This window comes from Paraeggerthella sp. Marseille-Q4926 (genome assembly GCF_916618935.1).
Lineage (GTDB): Bacteria > Actinomycetota > Coriobacteriia > Coriobacteriales > Eggerthellaceae > Paraeggerthella > Paraeggerthella hominis.
The window spans coordinates 13443-31333 of sequence record NZ_CAKAKF010000001.1 but is presented as its reverse complement, the minus strand read 5'-3'; the positions used below and the strand labels follow the sequence as shown (position 1 = coordinate 31333).

At 58.9% G+C, this 17891-nt stretch carries 17 protein-coding genes and 1 tRNA gene; 7 read left to right on the top strand and 11 right to left on the bottom strand.

Annotated elements, in window-relative coordinates; translation table 11 throughout:
- Positions 1-76: 76 nt before the first annotated feature.
- Positions 77-1402: an ammonia-forming cytochrome c nitrite reductase subunit c552 gene (locus LG373_RS00155; RefSeq protein WP_216529029.1), complete on the bottom strand. Its 1326-nt coding sequence runs from the start codon at positions 1400-1402 to the stop codon at positions 77-79.
- A gap of 275 nt (positions 1403-1677) precedes the next feature.
- On the opposite strand from LG373_RS00155, the gene LG373_RS00150 reads away from it, so the two are divergent.
- Both LG373_RS00150 and LG373_RS00145 read left to right on the top strand, forming a co-directional pair.
- Complete coding sequence (locus LG373_RS00150; RefSeq protein ID WP_225748657.1) at positions 1678-2982, top strand: sensor domain-containing diguanylate cyclase; 1305 nt, start codon at positions 1678-1680, stop codon at positions 2980-2982.
- A gap of 359 nt (positions 2983-3341) precedes the next feature.
- A complete protein-coding gene (locus LG373_RS00145; protein ID WP_225748656.1) occupies positions 3342-4283 on the top strand; it encodes an ORF6N domain-containing protein in 942 nt (313 codons plus the stop codon).
- A gap of 102 nt (positions 4284-4385) precedes the next feature.
- Here the strand turns inward: LG373_RS00145 and LG373_RS00140 are convergent.
- The 4 genes from LG373_RS00140 to LG373_RS00125 form a co-directional block, all read right to left on the bottom strand.
- Positions 4386-4461: transfer RNA gene (locus tag LG373_RS00140), tRNA-Ala, on the bottom strand.
- Positions 4462-4576: 115 nt separating this feature from the next.
- Positions 4577-4840, bottom strand: a complete 264-nt coding sequence (locus LG373_RS00135) for a helix-turn-helix transcriptional regulator (protein WP_225748655.1) — start codon at positions 4838-4840, stop codon at positions 4577-4579.
- 8 nt (positions 4841-4848) lie between these two features.
- A complete protein-coding gene (locus tag LG373_RS00130) occupies positions 4849-5364 on the bottom strand; it encodes a DUF2975 domain-containing protein (RefSeq protein ID WP_225748654.1) in 516 nt (171 codons plus the stop codon).
- Positions 5365-5562: 198 nt separating this feature from the next.
- Positions 5563-6810 carry a radical SAM/SPASM domain-containing protein gene (locus tag LG373_RS00125; RefSeq protein WP_225748653.1) on the bottom strand — a complete coding sequence of 416 codons (1248 nt, stop codon included), beginning with the start codon at positions 6808-6810 and terminating at the stop codon, positions 5563-5565.
- Between the two features lie 290 nt (positions 6811-7100).
- Here LG373_RS00125 and LG373_RS00120 point away from each other — a divergent pair, with 290 nt between their 5' ends.
- From LG373_RS00120 to LG373_RS00110, 3 genes are all read left to right on the top strand, one after another.
- A complete protein-coding gene (locus tag LG373_RS00120) occupies positions 7101-8033 on the top strand; it encodes a LysR family transcriptional regulator (RefSeq protein ID WP_114566491.1) in 933 nt (310 codons plus the stop codon).
- A gap of 34 nt (positions 8034-8067) precedes the next feature.
- Positions 8068-8256 (top strand): phenylalanyl-tRNA synthetase subunit alpha, encoded by a 189-nt coding sequence (locus LG373_RS00115; protein ID WP_114566490.1) that lies wholly within the window; start codon positions 8068-8070, stop codon positions 8254-8256.
- 142 nt (positions 8257-8398) lie between these two features.
- Complete coding sequence (locus tag LG373_RS00110; RefSeq protein WP_225748652.1) at positions 8399-9382, top strand: FAD:protein FMN transferase; 984 nt, start codon at positions 8399-8401, stop codon at positions 9380-9382.
- 78 nt (positions 9383-9460) lie between these two features.
- Here the strand turns inward: LG373_RS00110 and LG373_RS00105 are convergent, their stop codons facing one another.
- The 6 genes from LG373_RS00105 to metG all read right to left on the bottom strand — a co-directional run bounded on the left by LG373_RS00105 (position 9461) and on the right by metG (position 14661).
- On the bottom strand, positions 9461-9796 hold the full coding sequence (locus LG373_RS00105; protein ID WP_114566488.1) for a Veg family protein: 336 nt from the start codon (positions 9794-9796) through the stop codon (positions 9461-9463).
- A gap of 594 nt (positions 9797-10390) precedes the next feature.
- Complete coding sequence (gene rsmA, locus LG373_RS00100; RefSeq protein ID WP_225748651.1) at positions 10391-11284, bottom strand: 16S rRNA (adenine(1518)-N(6)/adenine(1519)-N(6))-dimethyltransferase RsmA; 894 nt, start codon at positions 11282-11284, stop codon at positions 10391-10393.
- Positions 11281-11934, bottom strand: coding sequence for a flavodoxin family protein (locus tag LG373_RS00095; RefSeq protein WP_225748650.1), 654 nt, complete (start codon positions 11932-11934; stop codon positions 11281-11283). The genes rsmA and LG373_RS00095 overlap by 4 nt, the downstream gene beginning before the upstream one ends.
- Positions 11934-12635 carry a TatD family hydrolase gene (locus LG373_RS00090; RefSeq protein WP_216529019.1) on the bottom strand — a complete coding sequence of 234 codons (702 nt, stop codon included), beginning with the start codon at positions 12633-12635 and terminating at the stop codon, positions 11934-11936. Before LG373_RS00090 ends, LG373_RS00095 begins: the two co-directional genes overlap by 1 nt.
- Before the next feature lie 18 nt (positions 12636-12653).
- Positions 12654-12953: a nitrate ABC transporter substrate-binding protein gene (locus LG373_RS00085; protein WP_225748649.1), complete on the bottom strand. Its 300-nt coding sequence runs from the start codon at positions 12951-12953 to the stop codon at positions 12654-12656.
- Positions 12954-13080: 127 nt separating this feature from the next.
- Positions 13081-14661, bottom strand: a complete 1581-nt coding sequence (gene metG, locus LG373_RS00080) for a methionine--tRNA ligase (protein ID WP_216529018.1) — start codon at positions 14659-14661, stop codon at positions 13081-13083.
- A gap of 838 nt (positions 14662-15499) precedes the next feature.
- On the opposite strand from metG, the gene LG373_RS00075 reads away from it, so the two are divergent.
- Entirely contained in the window at positions 15500-16327 is an 828-nt protein-coding gene (locus LG373_RS00075) for an SDR family NAD(P)-dependent oxidoreductase (protein WP_216529017.1), read from the top strand.
- A 156-nt stretch (positions 16328-16483) separates the two neighbouring features.
- Positions 16484-17830 carry a lipase family protein gene (locus tag LG373_RS00070; protein ID WP_225748648.1) on the top strand — a complete coding sequence of 449 codons (1347 nt, stop codon included), beginning with the start codon at positions 16484-16486 and terminating at the stop codon, positions 17828-17830.
- Positions 17831-17891 lie beyond the last annotated feature (61 nt).

Sequence of the window (17891 nt, the reverse complement as noted above, 5' to 3'; positions counted from 1 at the left end):
CCCCTGGAACAGGGGAAGGAAGCATGCGCCCCCTTCCCCTGCCCTCAGAAACGTTGGAGAGAACGTCCCTGTCGCGTTATGCGAGTTTCGCAAGCCCCTCGTCGACAGCTTTCTCGGCCTTGTCAAGCGTCTCGAACGTCAGCGTGGGGTTATGGGCGCCCTCGCTGTTTTCGACCATCACGAAATCCCAGTAGAACTGAGCGTTGCGCTGAAGCTTCTGCAAGGAGGCCAGTTCCTCGGAAGCGGCGGGAACCTCGGTGCCTGCTTCCTTGGCAGCCTTCATGGCGGCGATCTCGTCAGCGTACTTCTCGGCGATGCCCTTGGTCAGAGCCTCGATCTTCTCGCTGATAGCCGTCACGCGAGTTTCTTCTTCAGCCTGCCAATCGGCAACCTGCTTCTTGAGATCCTTGTGGCAGCTGTTGCAGTCGTTCTCGAGCAGCTGCTTGTTCTCGAGCGGGCTGGTCCAGTTGTGAGACGTGTACTCGCCGTTCTCGCCCTCGACGGTGCCCATGTGGCAATCGCCGCAGCTGTAGCCGTTCTTGGCCATCGTGGTCTGCTTGCCGCCGTAGATGGTCTCGAACTCAGGATGCTGCACCTTCAGCATGGGGGCCAGCGTGTCAGCATGCTCCCAATCTTTGAAGTTGCGCTCGTCGTAGTACGCCAGAATAGCGTCGGGGGTCATCTGCTCGAGGCCCGTGTACGGGTTCGTGGTGGCCTTGGTCTCGCCATCGAAGTAGTACTCGTTGTGGCACTGGCCGCACGCCTGGGCGCCCAGCGGGGCAGCCTTGTCGTCGTTGGCGGCGTTGCCCAGCGAGTCAACCCAGTACGAATGCGTCAACTTGATCTGAGACGGATCGTTCTCGTGGCAGTTGTAGCAGCTGATCGGCTCGGTGAACTGACCGATCATGTCGTTGAACTTCTCCTTGTAGACGCCCTCGCCCTTTTCGTTCACCATGGCGGTGAACTGCGGCGTCTTGCACGTGATGCAGCCGGCAAGCTGCTCTTTCTTGATGGTACGAGGAGTTTCCTTCACGCTCTTCAGCGAATACACGTGGCTGGAAGCCTCGTCGTAGCCCAATGCGAACGCATAACCTTTGTACATGGTGTTCAGAGCCGGGTACAGCTCCAGATAGTTATGCTTGCCGGAATCCGGCGAGTTGGCATCGTTTTCCTTGTACGTCTTGTACTGATCGGGATAGATGTCCTTCCACGAATCAGCAACGACAACCCCGAACTCGTCTGCAGCGGGCGTTTCCACCTTCTGCGTCTTGCTCTCTTCTTTCTGGTCCGCTTTGCCGTCGGTAGCAGCCTGGGGCGCACATGCAACCAGCCCCATGACCATACCAAACGCGCATAGCGATGCGGTCCAGAGAGCGAGTTTGTTCTTCTTGACCTTAGTCATACAAATCTCCTCCCTTTGACTGACGATCTCTCCTCCACAAAATATACAAGCTTTCTCAACATAAAGCGAGCATACCAAGATCAACTGCGGGGATTTCACCTTGCGCATTAGGGAAAAACCCTTACATGCTGCGTCAGCCTCATGCCGATGCGGTTTCGATCCTCAATGTCGCAACCCGTTTATGCGGTATCATGGACTTATGAGTGACGCGCATATCTTTCTCATGTCTAAGGAGTTTGCGCCCGAGCGGGTCTTGCTTCAACTATAGGAGCCCCATGCGTGCAGGAATCAGAAACTCGACAGCTTCGCTGGTTGCCATGCTGGCCATCGACATCTTGGTCGTGCTTATCTTGTCCCTCGGATTCCTAAACAGGGACCAGGGCGACCTGGGAACGTTCCTGCAATTTGGCAGCGGCCGCATAGAGAGTACCCTTGGCCAAGCCTACTTGGGGATCGAGCTTGCGGAAGCCGTAGTGGAATCCGGCTACGATACGCTTTCCGACGACGAACTGGAAATCCTGCTCGACCCCATAGCCCGTCAACCGGAAGTGCGCAATATCTCGTTTCTCCCCCATGGCATCGTCGAGCACGTATTCCCCCGCGAAGGGAACGAAAGCGCTATCGGCGACAACATTTTCGAAATGCCCGAGCGCAAAAAAGAAGCGGAGATCGCTCTGGAAACCCGCGAGCCCGTGCTATCCGGACCCTACGAGCTTACCCAAGGGGGGTCGGGGTTGATTTTGAGAAAGGCAGTGTTTCTGCCGGACGAAAACGGAACGGAAGAGTTCTGGGGCATGGTGTCTCTTGTGATGGACACTCGGAGCGTGCTTGAAACCATCGACCTGGAAACGGTCGACATGCTGGGATGCGAGTACGAGTTGAGCGCCACGGTCAATGGAGGAGAAAAGACGCTCATGGAGGCCAGCAGCAACTATACGGGGCGCGGCGCCGTGTCCGTCAAGATTCCCCTGGCGAACGGATTTTGGCAGCTTGACATCGAAAAGCGTCCGGACAGCTTGGAAGGCGCCATCGTTTTGACCGTGTTCCTATCGGGCCTGCTTATGTCCATCATGCGATTCAGGTACCTGAGAAGAAAGGAAGACGAGCTAGACCGCGCGCGCAACGAAGCGTTCGTCGACAACCTGACCGGGCTTGGCAACAGGAGCAAGCTCAAGGAATTCGAATCCTTGACAGCCGAAGGCTCCGGTTCCTATACGATTTTCTACCTGGACCTCGACAACTTCAAGAACATCAACGACACCTACGGCCACGATGCCGGCGACAGGCTGCTGATCAGCGTTGCCGACAGGATACAGTCGATGATACGCAGCGACGATCTGGCTATCCGACTGGGCGGAGACGAGCTTGCGATCGTGCTTCGAGACGTGTCCGGCGAAAACGGGATTCGCGCGTTCTGCTTCAAGCTGGAAAGCCTGAACAGCGAACGCGTCGACATCGGGCAGACCGAATTGCCGATTGCCTTGAGTTTCGGCTACGCCACCTTCCCGACCGAAGGATCGAACTTCGAAGAAGTCCTTCGACTGGCCGATTCCAGGATGTACGAGCAGAAGAGAAGCTAAAGCGACGGGCGCCGCATCGGGCAAGCCGTATGCGACGTGGTTGCGCTGCGAGTGCGTATGCACTCGCAGCTTCGCACCCTCCCTGTCCAGAAAATCAAAAATGCAGGCCGGTTTCCCGACCTGCATTTACTTTCCGTGGTGGAGATGATGGGATTCGAACCCGCGACCCCCACGTTGCGAACGTGATGCTCTCCCAAAAGGTACGTATACCATCACAATTCAGTAACTTAATTGGTAATTCGTTCTTTGACTTGAAAACGACCCACCATATCCCTCGAACAAGAAGGGGCTCGAGGCACTCTTGATTGCGCTGTTGTTTTTAAGCATACTCGTTTTACCGGCTTCTGAAAGGAACGGCCTTGGAAAACGACGGCGTTGAGATGAGCAGCGGAACTAAAGCGACCAACGATATCGCTTTGACTTCATTCGACCCCATCGATGTCAAGAGCCTCATCTACGTTATGCGAAACCAGCAGGTCATGCTAGATAGTGATCTGGCAATGCTGTATGACGTGGAAACCAAGGTTTTCAATCAAGCAGTGAGGCGTAACGAAAACCGCTTTCCCGAGAGATTCCGATTCCGGCTTACCTCAGAAGAGCACGAACGTTTGAGGTCACAAACTGTGACCTCAAACGGAAGAGGAGGAAGGCGCTATCTTCCATATGTGTTCACCGAACAAGGGATCGCGATGCTTTCTACAGTTCTCCGTAGCGACATCGCAGTCGAGACGAGCATTCGCATCATGGACGCCTTTGTGGAGACCCGTCGATTCCTCGCAAACAATGCGGCTCTTTTCGAACGTATCGGACAAGTAGAACTGAGGCAGCTTGAATATCAGAAGGAGACCGACAAAAAGCTCGACCAGGTTTTTGCCTGTATAGATAGCGTGCCTGAAACAACCCAGAGAGCTTTCTTCGATGGTCAGTTATTCGATGCTTTCAGTCTTCTGGTCGAACTCATTCAGAAAGCCCAGTACAAGATCGTGCTCATAGACAGCTATGTCGACGTTTCGACGCTCAACATCTTGGCTAAGAAAGCGACGGGGGCGACTGTGACCATCCATACGTTGCCCAATACAAGGTCGACACAAACCGACATCGACACGTTCAACTTTCAGTATCCCGCATTGAAAGTGCACCACACTCGGGCCTTCCACGACCGATTCTTGATTATCGACGATTCAATCGGATATCACATCGGGGCATCGCTCAAGGACGCCGGCAGGAAGTGCTTCGCTATAACGAAAATCCAAGATGCCAAAATAGTGGAAGACATCCTGGACCGACTGAAGAAAGCTTAAAGGCGGGGATCCTTAATTAAGCCGAAAGCCGACGATTCCCCACTATGCGGAAAGAGAAAAAATCGGGGCGAAGCCATTGGGCTCGCCCCGATCAAAATTCCGTGGTGGAGATGATGGGATTCGAACCCACGACCCCCACGTTGCGAACGTGATGCTCTCCCAGCTGAGCTACATCCCCACGGCATGTGCGCTTATCGCGCGAGGCAACATTTTGCCCGTATCGGGCCCATTTGTCAAATGGCATTTTGCGGCACTCTGCAAAATGCACACGAACGGAGCCGCGCCCGACCCCATCAAGGCTCCGCGTACCCGTCCTCGAAGGGATCAACGCCGAATTCGGCCCGATATTCCTCATCCGACATATACGAAAGGATATCGCCAGGTTGGCACTGCAGCACCTCGCACAACATCCCCAACGTCGAAAACCGCATGGCCTTCACCTTGCCCGTCTTGATGCGAGACAAGTTCACGTTAGTAATGCCGACCTTATCCGCCAGATCGTTCAGCGAAATGCCCCGGTCCGCCATAACGCTATTAAGTGTAAGGACAACTGGCATGTATCCACCTATATGGTTTCGTCCGAGAATTCCTGAAGAAGTACGCCGTATTTGAACACAAACGAAAAAGCGAAGATGACCGCCGAAGCAACAAAGGGAAAGAGGTTCAACGTGGGAACAAAGCCTTCGTCAACGCCGCCTGCCATGAACGGGACAACGCTGGTAAGCACAACCTCAAGCACGGCGTATACCAGGAAGAACGCCGACACAACCCTCAGACGGCGAACCTGAAGCATGGTAAAAGGAGACCGACCTTTCGATGCGTCCGAAAACACCTTGATAAGCGTCACGCAAACCGTGGCCATCGCCGCCGAAGAGGCAATGTACACCAGAAAAAACGGGAGGGTGACCGCGTAATCGTAAAAGCCCGGAACGATCAGCGAGAAAGCCATCACGCTCGCAGAAGCTAGCCACCACGCGCAAAGCAACACGAAAACAACCTTCATGAGCAAGCTGATCGTCTTGCACACCCTGCCCGTCTTGGCCAAAGACTCTTCCACCGATAGAGGCTCACCGCCGAACATGCCCACATCCCCTTCCGAAAACAAATCACGACGGCGCAAGATCTGCGCCGACCGCACATCGCGATCGCGGCAACTTAAGAAGGCGGGGAGAATCCTCCCCGCCAACTGATCTAGATGCCTATTGCAAAGCAAGAACCGTTAATACCAATAGGATAGCAGATCGCTTTCGGATCGACATCGCTATAGAACAGCATGGGCCTACCTCCTTCCCTGAATGGATTCGGACATGGCTCGACCCAAGGCATCGTAAAACGCCTGGGTCATCAGGCAATAGGAATCCCTCGATTCCAAATTGCCCGATTCGAACAGCGAGCGGGCCCGACAGCCACCCCCGCAGATTCGCACATAGCGGCACGCTCCGCAGTCCTCGAACTCCGCCGCGTCGAGCATGCGGAACATCCGCGACACGTTTGACTTGAGCGCCTCGGCCACCGATCCGGAAAACGCATTGCCCATCGCATATTTGCCACGATGCAGCATGTGGCAAGGGTATATCGTCCCATCGGCGGCAATGCTCAGCGTATTGTAGCCAGCCCCGCAGTTTCGACGAACCGACAGGCTCATCCCCACCGGCGCGTCCATGGCGGGAATCGGCTTGCCTTCTCCGAGCGTCAGCAAAGAGCGACCCAGCATGCGCAGTTCTTCATCCCCCGGCAGCAAACCTCCCAAAACCTCGTCGGATGGCTCGCAAGTAAGCAGGCTGAAGTTGAGCGTTGCTCCCAAATCCTTGGACAGCCTCACGTAATCGGCAAGATCGTTCACGTTGCGCGCATGAACCGTCGGGATAATATGCGCGGCGATGCCCGCTTCGCGCACCATGCGCACCGCTTCGACCAGCTCGGAAAAACGCTGCTTTCCACGAATGTACGCCCGCGAGCCCTCAGAACATCCATCGAACGATACGGACACGCAGTCGACAAAAGGCGCCATGCGCTCCAAAGCGGCACAGGACATGCACGTTCCGTTGGAAAGCACCGTCACCGACGCCATGCCGCATGTTCGCTTCGCATGCTCGACAATAGAGGGAAGATCGTCGCGCAAAAACGGTTCGCCACCCGAAACAACCAACCTCGATGCGCCGGCGACAGCCAGCTCGTCCACGCCGCGCAAAACATCGGCAAGAGGAGCGTCGTCAAGCGCATTGCGCTGATCATCCAAGGAATAGCACCCAGCGCACGTCAAATTGCAGCGTTGCGTAACGTGAAGATAGGCGGAAAGCACGCGCTCGGACGCAACGGCCTCCTGAAAGAACCCTCCCTTGACCAAGTGCTCAAGCAGCAGAGGATCGACAGCGGAAACGTCTTCCACCGGCACGTTTTCCTTGAACATGCGCGCGCAAACGCCCGCACCCGCCTCGTCCAGGCCAATCACGTACCCCGTCGAAAGACACCCCACAAGCGTCACTCCCGCAAACTCGAACGAAACAACACCCTCGGCGAATTTCATACACGCTCCTCGTCGCAGTCGAATCGCTTACGTCAAGCATTATGGTGGCGGCCCCCTTGCCCCAAAAAAACAAAACGTACCAACGATCAATCAAATGTTGCAAGCAAAACAATTGATATATGATAGTTAGCTTCAATATGTAATCCAGGGATTACGTATTGAAATTACGGCTATCATCTGGGGCTTTATTCAATCCATTTACTCGCAAAACTACACAGCAATTTAATGTTTTATGATAAATTTATACCTGAGCGAACCAGAGAGGCCAACCCTTCGAAAGAACGACGTCCATGAACATCAGTCAGCTGGAATACTTCGTAACCACCGTGCGATACGGCAGTTTCTCCATGGCTGCAAAGAAGCTTTTCGTGACGCCGCAAGCAATCTCCAAAGCCGTTGGCGACCTAGAGCGCGAACTCCACGTATGTCTTTGCGAAAAGACGGGACGTGCCGTCGAGCCCACCGAGTTCGGCCGCCTGTTCTGTATACGCGCATCGGAAGTGCTCTGCTGCTTGGCGGACCTGGAATCGCTCGCGAAAGACCACGCAGCCGGGCAATCGAAAGAAGGCCGGGCAGCGGTGTCCGTGGCGTGCTCGCCCTGCCGAGGGAACGTGCTGCACGTCCAAGACTTTTCGGCATTCAACGCGTCGTACCCTCAGATAAAGATGTCTTTGTCGTTCAACGCGGGCAGCACGGGATTGTCCGCCGTCGAAGAAGGACTCATCGACGGCGCCGTCATCCTCGGCCGCGTGACCAAGCCGAACATCACTTGCATAAAGCTGCATTCCGTTCAGCCGTCCCTGATGGTGTCGCAAAACCATCCGCTTGCATCAAGAAGCGCGATTCACCTTGAGGACCTTCGGAAAACCCCTTTAGCGGCCCCGGAAGACATCAGGTACTGCCAAGGCGTCATAGCCGACCACCTTCGCGCGAAGAACGTCGAGCCAAGCTACACTATGCTCGAACCGTTTGTTGAGGCCCATCGGCGCTTTCTCGACAAAGAGCACGGTGCGGTGTTCGTCATCGACGATCCAGCCTTGCAAGAACTCTATCCGAACGCCGTTGCGCTGCCCCTTGCACCCGAAGATCTTATCTCCATCCCACTTTGCTTCGTGCACGCAAGCGGCAATGCCAACAAAGCGATGCTCCAAGTAGAGCGCTACCTGCTTGGCATCGTCACGCGCCTAAGAAGAAAACCGCAAGCCATGCCCGAGCACCATTGACGACAAGCCAAGCGAAAGAAGGAAGGAAACGATCATGGGAACATCTTCAGATCGCGAGCTGAACCTCCGCATCATCGAACTCTCGCAAGCCATCGCGTCGCTTTTCGACACCGCGGACTCGACCGACGACGTGCCCTCGCTGAGAGACGACGTGGTGCGCGCCATCAGCGAGCAATCCAGCATTGCCCGCCAGAACGTTTCCACCTCAGAGCCGCAAGACTAGCCCCAAGGCGAGTCGCAGTCGCAACCGCACAGGAAAGTTCCGCTTGCTGTTCCTATCAGGCAGCAGTCTGCAAAAAGTCCGGGAATATCCTTGCCGCAGGAAGCGAACGTCCCGGTGAAGGGCTTTGCCGTATACTGTGCGCATGGATACTTTCGAAACAGGCGCCCCCAAGCGCGACGCGATACCGCTCGAGCATGAGCACGAAACTCACGGCCCCAGCGACACCGGAATGATGACGCATCGGTTCTATGCGTTCAACACCGTCGTCACGTTGCAAGCCTACGCCGACCCCGATCGATGCCGCGCCGCGTTCGAAGACGCGCGCGCTGCCTGCCGCTCGTTCGAGCGATCGCTGTCGCGCACGCTTCCCCATTCGGACATAGCGCGCCTCAACGCTGCCGAGGGGGCGTCGACGCCCATTGGAGCCGATACTGCCCAACTTCTGAACGAAGCTTTGCGCTACTGCGCGGACAGCGAAGGGCGGTTCGACATCACCATGGGGGCCGCAGTGCGCCTCTGGAACTTCCACAAGGGCGTCATACCTGATCAAATAACCTTGGAGGAAGCCCTTTCCCATGTGAATTGGCGCGGCGTGCACGTGGAGCAAACGGGCGGCGGCTGGGAAGCACGGCTCGACGACCCGCAAGCGGCAGTGGACGTAGGCGGAATAGCCAAGGGATGGATAGCCGATCGCCTGGCGGAACTCCTAGCATCACACGGCCTTGAATCGTCCATCGTGAATTTAGGCGGCAACGTGGTTGCGCACGGGCAAAAGCCGGACGGAAGCCCTTGGCACATCGGGTTGCAAGACCCGCGCGACAAGCATGCACTGGTAGGAGCTGTTGCGATCAGGGAAGCTTCCGCAGTAACAAGCGGCGTGTACGAGCGGTGCTTCACCCGGAACGGCGCGTTGTACCATCATATCCTGGACCCGGAAACAGGGTACCCCGTCCAAACCGACGCAGCGGGCGCAACCGTGCTCGCGCGCCGATCGATTGACGCCGAAGGATACTCGACCACGCTGCTGGCGCTGGGCATAGAGCGCGGATGCGCTTTCGCTCGCAAGCATCCCGCCATCCTTGCCGCGTACTTCGTCAACGCCGAAGGCAACGTGATCGAAGCGTAGGCCAAGCGTCAAGCGACTCGAAACGAAAGGCGGGCCCGTTCGCACGGTGCCCGCCTTCTCTATAAGTATGCCAAAAGGCTAGGAAAGTACTTTCTCTCCCTCAGCGGGGCTAACCTCGGAAACGGCGCCTTCGGCCTCGGGCACGAAGGGCTCGAACAGCGGCTCGCCGTTCTGGGAAAGCTCAACCATGCCGGTCAGAACGTCAACGTACTGGTAGGACTGACGAGCGGTGCGCCCGCGCTTGCGATCGACCTCCAGGATGAACAACTGAGGGTGCACCTGCATGAGCACGCCTTCGCTCTCAACAATCTTGGAGCGGCCCATGTTGGCACGCACTTTTAGGCGTTGACCGACGAAGTCATGTAACGTATCATGAATGGAGTCGACGATTTTGGCTTGTTTCGCTAAATCCATGCTCACTCTTTCTCGCTTATGCTATATACAGAGATAACAAATTAAAATTATACCATTACAGTCAATACAGAGGGAAATCTGCACGAATCCCCCTTAATTCGCATGTTTTCAGCCCCTTACAACCTTTTTCATGCAGAATCGCTCGCGTGATCTATGCAATGTTTTCTTAGGTAAACTATGTCGCTTTCGTTTTGCTCGTTCACAAGCTTCGTCCTTATATGCTACTTTATTGGCATCATATAAGGACGAGGACGAGCAGGAAGCACCATGGGAAAGAAACGCGATCAGGAGAAGAAAGCCGCCAAGAAGAAAAAGTCCGCGAAGGCCGTCGAGAAAAGCAAGAAGGCTTCCGCGAAAAAGAGCGGAAGCCCGATTGAGAGGCGGACATGCCCCTGTTGCAAAAAGTCATGTCCGCTCGCAAACCCCAAATGCGGAAAAGGCAAGGCGCTCAGAAAAAAGCTGCTGCAAGCTTTCGAGAACGCAGCCTAAGACGCGTGAAATGGGCGGGTCGTTGACCCGCCCGCAACAAGGCAAGAGCGCTGCGCCGGCGAGGCGCCTCCCCTGGCTCACGGGCTCCGCCTCCCCGCTTCGCCCCTAAACGATTTGCTGCAAAGCAGCTCCCAGCTTGATGAACTCGGGCAGGTCAAGGGTTTCTCCACGACGCTTGGGGTCGATGCCGGCGTGATCAAGCAGTTCGGGCAGGCGCTCGATCACGCGCGCGCCCTCGGCACCGCGCCCGCCGAAATACGTCTTGCACGAATTCGCTATGGTCTTGCGGCGCGTCGCGAACGATGCGTCCGCCATCACGGCAGCAGCCTTGAGGGCGGCGGCGTCAAGCGGATCGCCGGCCTCGTCGAACACGGGACAACGATCGAGCCGCAGGACCGCGCTTTCCACGCGCGGAGGCGGGAAGAAGTTGCCCGGTCCCACCGCAAAACGACCCGCCGGCTCCGCGTACAGGCGCAGCTTGACGGTGTACGCGCCGTACGTTTTGGTGCCGGGCTGCGCTGCCATACGGTCGGCAACTTCCTTCTGCACCATAACGGTGGCGCTTTCCAGCGATGCAAAGCCCTCGAAGTAATCGAGCACCACGGTGGCGGCAACCGCATACGGAAGATTCGCTACCAGCTTGGTCGGGGAAAACGGCAAGTCCTCGGTGCACAAATCAAGCGCATCCTTGCTGATCAGCGTAAAGCGGTCCGCCCAGGGCGCAAGCGTTTCCGCCAGCACGGCAGGCAGATCCGCATCGCGCTCGACCGACGCGACGCGCCCCGCATGCTTCAGCAAAGCGATGGTAAGCGTCCCGATTCCGGGGCCCACCTCCAACACGTCGTCGCTTTCGGACACCTGGGACAGCGCGACGATCTTTTGCAGGATAGCGTCGTTGATGAGGAAGTTCTGGCCAAGCGAGTACTTGGTCGTCAAGCCGTGCGCTTCCAGAACCGCACGCGTTTCAGCCACGCTCGCCAAAGGCGAAAGCTTGGTCATAGCGAATCTCCTGTCGCAGTTTCGGCGCGCGGCTCGACCGCACGCGGATGGACGCCATCGGGGCCCGAGCACGTGTAAGCCGAAGCGGGGTGCACGCGCCCGCCCGTCAAAACGTCAGTACCTTCGGGCACGCTACCATCAGGCGGAATAAGGCCCACCCAATCATGCACCGTATCCAGCCGAAGCCCCGCCACGGCCAAAGCCGATCGCACGGTGCCCACAAGCGGGCCGAATCCGTGCGGATCGCCGCCCTCCCCCACCACGTGCAGGTCAGCGGGGCGCTTCCGCTCTTGACGGCGATTCGTCCAAAAGTAAGGTTGCAGCCGATCGAGAAACGCCTTGAACTGCGCGGGGACCCCGGCAAAGTACACCGGCGTCACCACGACAAGCTGATCGCACTCGTTGAGCAGCCGGCGAACGCGCACCATGTCGTCGGCGATGATGCAGTACAGCTCGTCGCGCCCGGGCACGTTTCGCCTGCACACATCGCACCCCGTGCACGGCGCGATATGCACGTCGGACAGCATGACCACGTCGACGCGATCGTCGGGACACGCATCCTCGTACGCCCACCGAATCGCCTCGCACAAGGCCGCGCTACGACCTCGCGCGCGCGGAGACCCGCATATAATCAGGCGATTCACGTGCATCACAACCCTTCGCGCGACAAGGCAGCACCTGCGGAACCAGCTGCTCGAGCTTCGGACGCCGCCTTCTGCCACGCCGTTGCAGGGCGATCCAGCAGATCGCGCGCGTTTTCCATCATGCGCTCAAGAAGCGTCGCGCGGTCTTGCCCCGGCTCGCACCCGCGCACCTGCGCCATGCGCTCTGCGGTGAAGATGACGTGCTCGGGACCGCAGGTCATGCCGCGCATGGGCTCAGGCGTCATGTACGGAGCGTCCGTTTCGGTGACCAGGCGATTCTCCGGAACGCGAGAGGCGGCATCGCGCACGTCGTCGGCGTTCTTGAACGTGAGCGGCCCGCCAAAGGCCACATAGCACCCCTCTTCGACCCACGGCTCCAGCACGTCCCACCCCAAATTGAAGCAGTGGAGCAGCGTCCCCGCCGCAGGGAAGCCCTCTTCGCGCATGAGGGCAAGCGCCTCGTCGTGAGCCTCGCGCACGTGCAGCACAACGGGAAGCCCCGCCTCTTTCGCCAGGCGAACCTGACGGCGAAACGCACGGCGCTGATCTTCGCGCGGCGAGAAATCGTAATGGAAGTCCAGCCCTATCTCGCCGACGGCGCACACGCGAGGATCGGCCAGTCGCGCGCGCAGATCGGCTTCCAACCCGTCGTCGTAGTACCGCGCGTTATGGGGATGGCATCCCGTTGCAATGCGAATCCGCGGCACGCGCGGAAACGGATCGCTTCAAGTCCATCCCGTGAAACGCTTCGCAGCGGCAGCCGCTTCGAAGCGCCACGAATTCAGACGATCGAACGTGGTCGACCCGTCCTCGAACGCATCGACGATCGTGCAAAGGAAGCCCACCTTGTGCGCGGCGCAGCGCGCGATCGCAAGCGACGGGCTGGGCAACAGCTGCAAATGCACGTGCGTATCGGCCACCTCGGCCTCCAGCTGCGGCGCTTCTACCACGCGGTACGTTCCATGCTTGCGCTTCTGGCGAAACAGCGGGTCATCGAAAACGGGTTCTTTTCGTTCGTCGGTCATGGGCAGGCCCTTTCTTTCTTGCAGGTTCTCCCCAGGTCAGCGAGGTACGCTCCCGCGCGTGATCTTCGTGCGAGAACGTACCGCAGCGTCGGGTGGTTCCGCCGACCCGGCGGCCGGCGAAACGCGCTTATTCCATATTCAGATCGATAGAGTCCATATCCAAGCGCGGGAACAGCGGATCGCCGATCTCCACCTGGTTGCCGGCGGGAAGCTGGCCCCATGCCGTAGCGGCTTCGATATCGGTCACGGCCGTGATGTCACCCAAGCTCAAGCGACGGAACACCTCGGCCGACGTGTTCGGCATGAACGGAGCCATGTACAGCGCGATGATGCGAATGGCCTCGAGCGCATTGTAGATAACGGCTTTCAGCTGGTCAGCCGTCTCTTCGGACTTCGCCAGGTTCCACGGCGCGGACTCCTCCACGTACAGGTTCACGCGACCGGCAAGCTTCTGCACCGCAGCCGCCGCACCGGTGAAGTCAACCTGGGACATGCACGCGTCGTATTCGGCATACAGCTCGTCGGAGATCTCGCGCAGCGGGTTTTCCGCAGCGAACGCCGGCGCCTCCGGAACCTTCGAGTCGAAGTACTTCTTCGTCATGTTGAACACGCGGCTGCACAGGTTGCCCCACGTGTTCGCCAGATCGGCGTTGTACACCTGCACCATGCGCTCCATGGAAATGGAGCCGTCGCTGCCGAACTGGACGTCGCTCATGAAATAGTAGCGGTACGCGTCCACACCGAACACCTTTACCAGATCGGCCGGCTTGAGGGCGTTGCCGCGAGACTTCGACATCTTCTCGCCCTTGGTCAGCAGGAAGCCGTGCCCGAACACGGTATGCGTGATGGGCAGTCCTGCGGCCATGAGCATAGCGGGCCAGATCACGCAGTGGAATCGCGTGATGTCCTTCCCCACGAAATGGTACTGCATGGGCCAGCGCTGCTCGAACTCGTCGGAGCGTTCGTCGTCGGCGTACCCGATGCCCGTAAGGTACGCGATCAGCGCGTCGGCCCACACGTACGCCACGTGGCTTTCGTCAAACGGCAGCGGCACGCCCCAATCGAACGTGGAACGGCTGATGGACAGGTCTTTCAGGCCGCCGGCCACGAACGACACGATCTCGTTCCTGCGCGTTTCGGGGCGGATGAAATCCGGATGCTCCTCGTAGAACTTGAGCAGCGGCTCCTGGAATTCGGACAGCTTGAAGAACCAGTTCTCCTCGCCGCCCGCCTTCTGCACGGGGCGCTTGCAATCGGGGCAGACGAACGCGCCTTCCTCGTTCTTCTCAAGATCGCTCTCGGCGTAGTACGTTTCCTCGTGCACGCAGTACCAGCCCTCGTAGCTGCCCTTGTAGCACCAGCCCTTGTCGAAAAGCTCCTGCCAGAACTTCTTGACGGAACGCGCATGGCGCGGCTCGGTGGTGCGCACGAAATCGGTGTACGTGATATCCAGCATATCCCACGCATCGCGAAACGCCGGCTCCATGGAGTCGCACCAGTCCTGCGGGGTCATGCCCTTGGCCGCCGCCGTATCGGCCACCTTCTGGCCATGCTCGTCCATGCCCGTCACGAACGCCACGTCGTAGCCGTTCATGCGCTGATAGCGCGCAACGGTGTCCGGCGCGATGGTGGCGTAAGCCGTGCCCAGATGCGGGGCTGCGTTTACGTAGTAGATCGGAGTGGTGAACGAGTAGGTTCCCTTTGACATGGTGCTTCCTTTGTTCTCGGGGCCGCGTGGCGCATGATGCCTCGTCGGCCGGATGGTCGGCGCGCTCCGCGGATGATGCGGGCGCCTGCATGTGCCGTCTGCGCGAGCAAGGCTGCGGCGCAACAGCAACTGGTTATTTTAACACGGTCGTTTGCCGCCGCCGCAAAGCACGTCGAAAACGCACGGCACGACGATCCCGCGCGTAAGCGCGCGGGCGCGGGATGGGGGGCACACACGTTGGGAGGGATGCGGCACCCCGTGCGGAGAGGGGCGCTCGGCTGCGTTGTTGCGTGCGTCCGCGGGGCGGGCTGCGGCGCCCCATGTGTCCGCAGGGGGGGTTGCGGCGCCCCATGCGTCCGCGCGGCGGGTTGCGCTCGAAAACTTGCGATTCTTGGCAGGTTTCGACGGTTTGAGGTTGCTGCACGGACGCATGGCCTCGGCACTGATGGGCTTGCTTTTCGTTTCCCCAGTTCAAAGCGGTGCGTCAATACGCTTGGCACTTAGGTTGCTTCCGCAAGCCCGAAACAACAACCCCTAACCGTCAAAACCTGCCAGCAAACGCGATTTCGCGAGCGCAAGCTGGCAGCGACAGCGCGCAAGTCGCCGCAGGCATCACGCAAGCCGTTGCGGGCGTCGCGCAAACTGCCGCAAGCGCCGCGCAAACCGCTGCAGTCGTATCGCAAACCGCTACAGACGCCAACCGCGCAAGCCGAAAACGCATGGGGCGGCGCTTTTTGCGGAAACCCCTTCAAACCCAATCGCCGAAAGCGTACGCTGGAAGTGTCGCTTCGCGCCGTTTCCGCGAAGCGCGCCAACCCGCTCTCGAAGGAGGCATCTCATGGCAAAGCAGGCGTACGAAGGCCGTTTCGACGGAAAAGTCATGATCATAACCGGAGCCGCGCGTGGCATCGGACGTGCCACCGCTCTGCGCGCAGCCGCAGAAGGCGCGAAGCTCGTGCTGGTCGACCGCCTTGAAGACGAGGGCGAGAAAACGCTTGCCGAGGTTCGCGCCGTAGCTCCCGATGCGCTGTTCCTGCCCCTCGACCTCTCCATAGAAGAGAACGCCCAGGCTATGGTGGCCAGAACGATCGAAGCGTTCGGACGTCTGGACATCGCCGTGAACAACGCCGGCGTGATGGGCCAGCCCGACAACGTGCACGAGCTGACCAAGGAGCAGATGGACTACACCATGGCGAACAACCTCTACACGGTGTTTTTCTGCGCAAAGCACGAGCTTCGGCAGTTCATCGCGCAGGGCGGCGGCGGGTCCATCGTCAACGTAGCGTCCATCGCCGGCATGACCGGCTTGCCGGGCAACCCCGCCTACGTTGCATCGAAGCACGCCGTCAACGGCCTGACCAAGAACCTCGCGCTGGATTACGCACGCTACGGCGTGCGCGTCAACTCGGTCAATCCCGCCGGAACCGCCACGCCCATGGTCGAAGAGGCGTACGCATACGTGATGGAGAAGCAGCAGGCGGCCGTAGCCGCTGGGGCGGATCCGGCCGACGCCGCATCGATGGCCGGGCAAAAGACCGAGTCCATGCTGAAACGAGACGCCGAAGCCGAAGAGCAAGCCGCCTCGATCCTGTTTTTGGCCTCGGACGATGCCTCTCACATGACCGGCGAAGTCGTCGCAACCGACGGCGGTTGGACGTCGTTCTAGCTTCAACCGCACGTGAGGCGCGCGAAACCTTAAGGAAAGTTAACAACGTGCGCCGGAAAGGTCTTCTTTGCGTGAAGACGCGTGGCTGCCTGCAAGGCTGCCCCTATACTGAAGCCTCTCGCAAGCAGCCGCGCCGTTCGCATTGACAGGAGGCCCATGCGCACCACGCCCGCACGCCGCGTCGCGTCCACCGCCGCGGCCATCTTCGTCAGTCTTATGTTCTTGGGAATGTTCCTGATCCCCCTTCGCTATCTGGGCGCCACGATGGGCATTGTGCCCACGGCACGCGTGACCGCCGAAGCGTCTGCGCCTGCACCAACCCCCTCGGCAACAGGCAAGACCATCACGGCCGAATACTGCAGCGAGGCCGTAACGGCAAGCAATCCATCGAACCTTGCGGGACGGACGTCAACGAACTTGGTCTTCAACGACTCTTGGTTGCTTCAAGATGCCGATTCCTACCACCACGATCTAGCCACGGCTTGCGCAGTGCTCGCAGCGGTGTGCAATTCGGAATCGCAATACTACAGCAATGTCGAAGGAGCGGCCCCCTACGCCGAGCAATCGCTTTGGGCCCTGGGCTTCGCCGACGTGCGCACGGAATCCTACGCGCTGCGCAGCAACATCCTTGACGAGCTGGGAGCGCTTTTCATAGGATCCCACGACGTTGCCGCCTACACCTTCGCCAGCAAAACCATTCCCGACCCGCAAGGAGGAACGCCCCTCACACTGGTGTTCGTGGGCGTGCGCGGAAGCTACGGCATCGAATGGATCAGCAACTTCAACCTGCACGACGCACAGGGAGACAGCGACGACCACCACGGGTTCGGAAAAGCCGAAACCGAAGTGGAGCGCGCGCTCGCCCGCTACGCGCATGAAATAGGAGCAAGCCCAGAACGCACCCGCATTCTGATCACTGGTCACAGTCGCGGAGGCGCCATCGCGAATCTGCTGGCTGCAAGGCTGAACAACCTTGGCGAAACATCGAACAAGATTGCTCCCGCTTCGGGCATCTACGCCTACACGTTCGCAGCTCCCGGGTGCACGCGCGAGTCCGACCGGCAAAGCCCCGCGTACGACAACATCTTCAACATCGTGAACGAATCCGACATCGTGCCGAAGCTTCCGCTTTCAACCTGGGGATACGGGCGATACGGAACCACCGTTGCACTGCCAAGCGTTTCCAGCGACCAGTTCTCGACGCTGTTCGACCGCATGCGAGAGGCATTCCAGCGCAATACGGGAATCATGCCGACCTACGACAAGGCGGGGCTGGCGTCGATCGATACGTTCGAGAACAACATGGACGAAGTGCTGACCTCGATCGGAAGCCCGGTCAACCCCGCACGCATCGTCGCGGCAGCCGGATCGCTGCTGGGAGTGGACTTCGGCGCGGCTCTGGCCTCGCACTTCCCCGATACGTACATCGCTTGGATGCAAAGCACCGACGACAACAGCCTCTCGTTCGACGCGCCCGCCAAGCGCACGGCGATCGCCTCGTAAGCAGGCGGGTCGTCAACGTCCACCAAGACGCGAAACGCGTTTCGCTCAAACGCATCGTCGC

Bases quoted from the DNA above. Each gene is read 5' to 3' on its own strand.
- LG373_RS00115 (WP_114566490.1), top strand. From the start codon at position 8,068: ATGGGAACATCTTCAGATCGCGAGCTGAACCTCCGCATCATCGAACTC.
- LG373_RS00120 (WP_114566491.1), top strand. From the start codon at position 7,101: ATGAACATCAGTCAGCTGGAATACTTCGTAACCACCGTGCGATACGGC.
- LG373_RS00095 (WP_225748650.1), bottom strand. From the start codon at position 11,934: ATGCACGTGAATCGCCTGATTATATGCGGGTCTCCGCGCGCGCGAGGT.
- LG373_RS00105 (WP_114566488.1), bottom strand. From the start codon at position 9,796: ATGGATTTAGCGAAACAAGCCAAAATCGTCGACTCCATTCATGATACG.
- LG373_RS00070 (WP_225748648.1), top strand. From the start codon at position 16,484: ATGCGCACCACGCCCGCACGCCGCGTCGCGTCCACCGCCGCGGCCATC.
- LG373_RS00085 (WP_225748649.1), bottom strand. From the start codon at position 12,953: ATGACCGACGAACGAAAAGAACCCGTTTTCGATGACCCGCTGTTTCGC.
- LG373_RS00155 (WP_216529029.1), bottom strand. From the start codon at position 1,402: ATGACTAAGGTCAAGAAGAACAAACTCGCTCTCTGGACCGCATCGCTA.
- LG373_RS00150 (WP_225748657.1), top strand. From the start codon at position 1,678: ATGCGTGCAGGAATCAGAAACTCGACAGCTTCGCTGGTTGCCATGCTG.
- rsmA (WP_225748651.1), bottom strand. From the start codon at position 11,284: ATGACCAAGCTTTCGCCTTTGGCGAGCGTGGCTGAAACGCGTGCGGTT.
- LG373_RS00125 (WP_225748653.1), bottom strand. From the start codon at position 6,810: ATGAAATTCGCCGAGGGTGTTGTTTCGTTCGAGTTTGCGGGAGTGACG.
- metG (WP_216529018.1), bottom strand. From the start codon at position 14,661: ATGTCAAAGGGAACCTACTCGTTCACCACTCCGATCTACTACGTAAAC.
- LG373_RS00075 (WP_216529017.1), top strand. From the start codon at position 15,500: ATGGCAAAGCAGGCGTACGAAGGCCGTTTCGACGGAAAAGTCATGATC.
- LG373_RS00135 (WP_225748655.1), bottom strand. From the start codon at position 4,840: ATGCCAGTTGTCCTTACACTTAATAGCGTTATGGCGGACCGGGGCATT.
- LG373_RS00110 (WP_225748652.1), top strand. From the start codon at position 8,399: ATGGATACTTTCGAAACAGGCGCCCCCAAGCGCGACGCGATACCGCTC.
- LG373_RS00130 (WP_225748654.1), bottom strand. From the start codon at position 5,364: ATGTTCGGCGGTGAGCCTCTATCGGTGGAAGAGTCTTTGGCCAAGACG.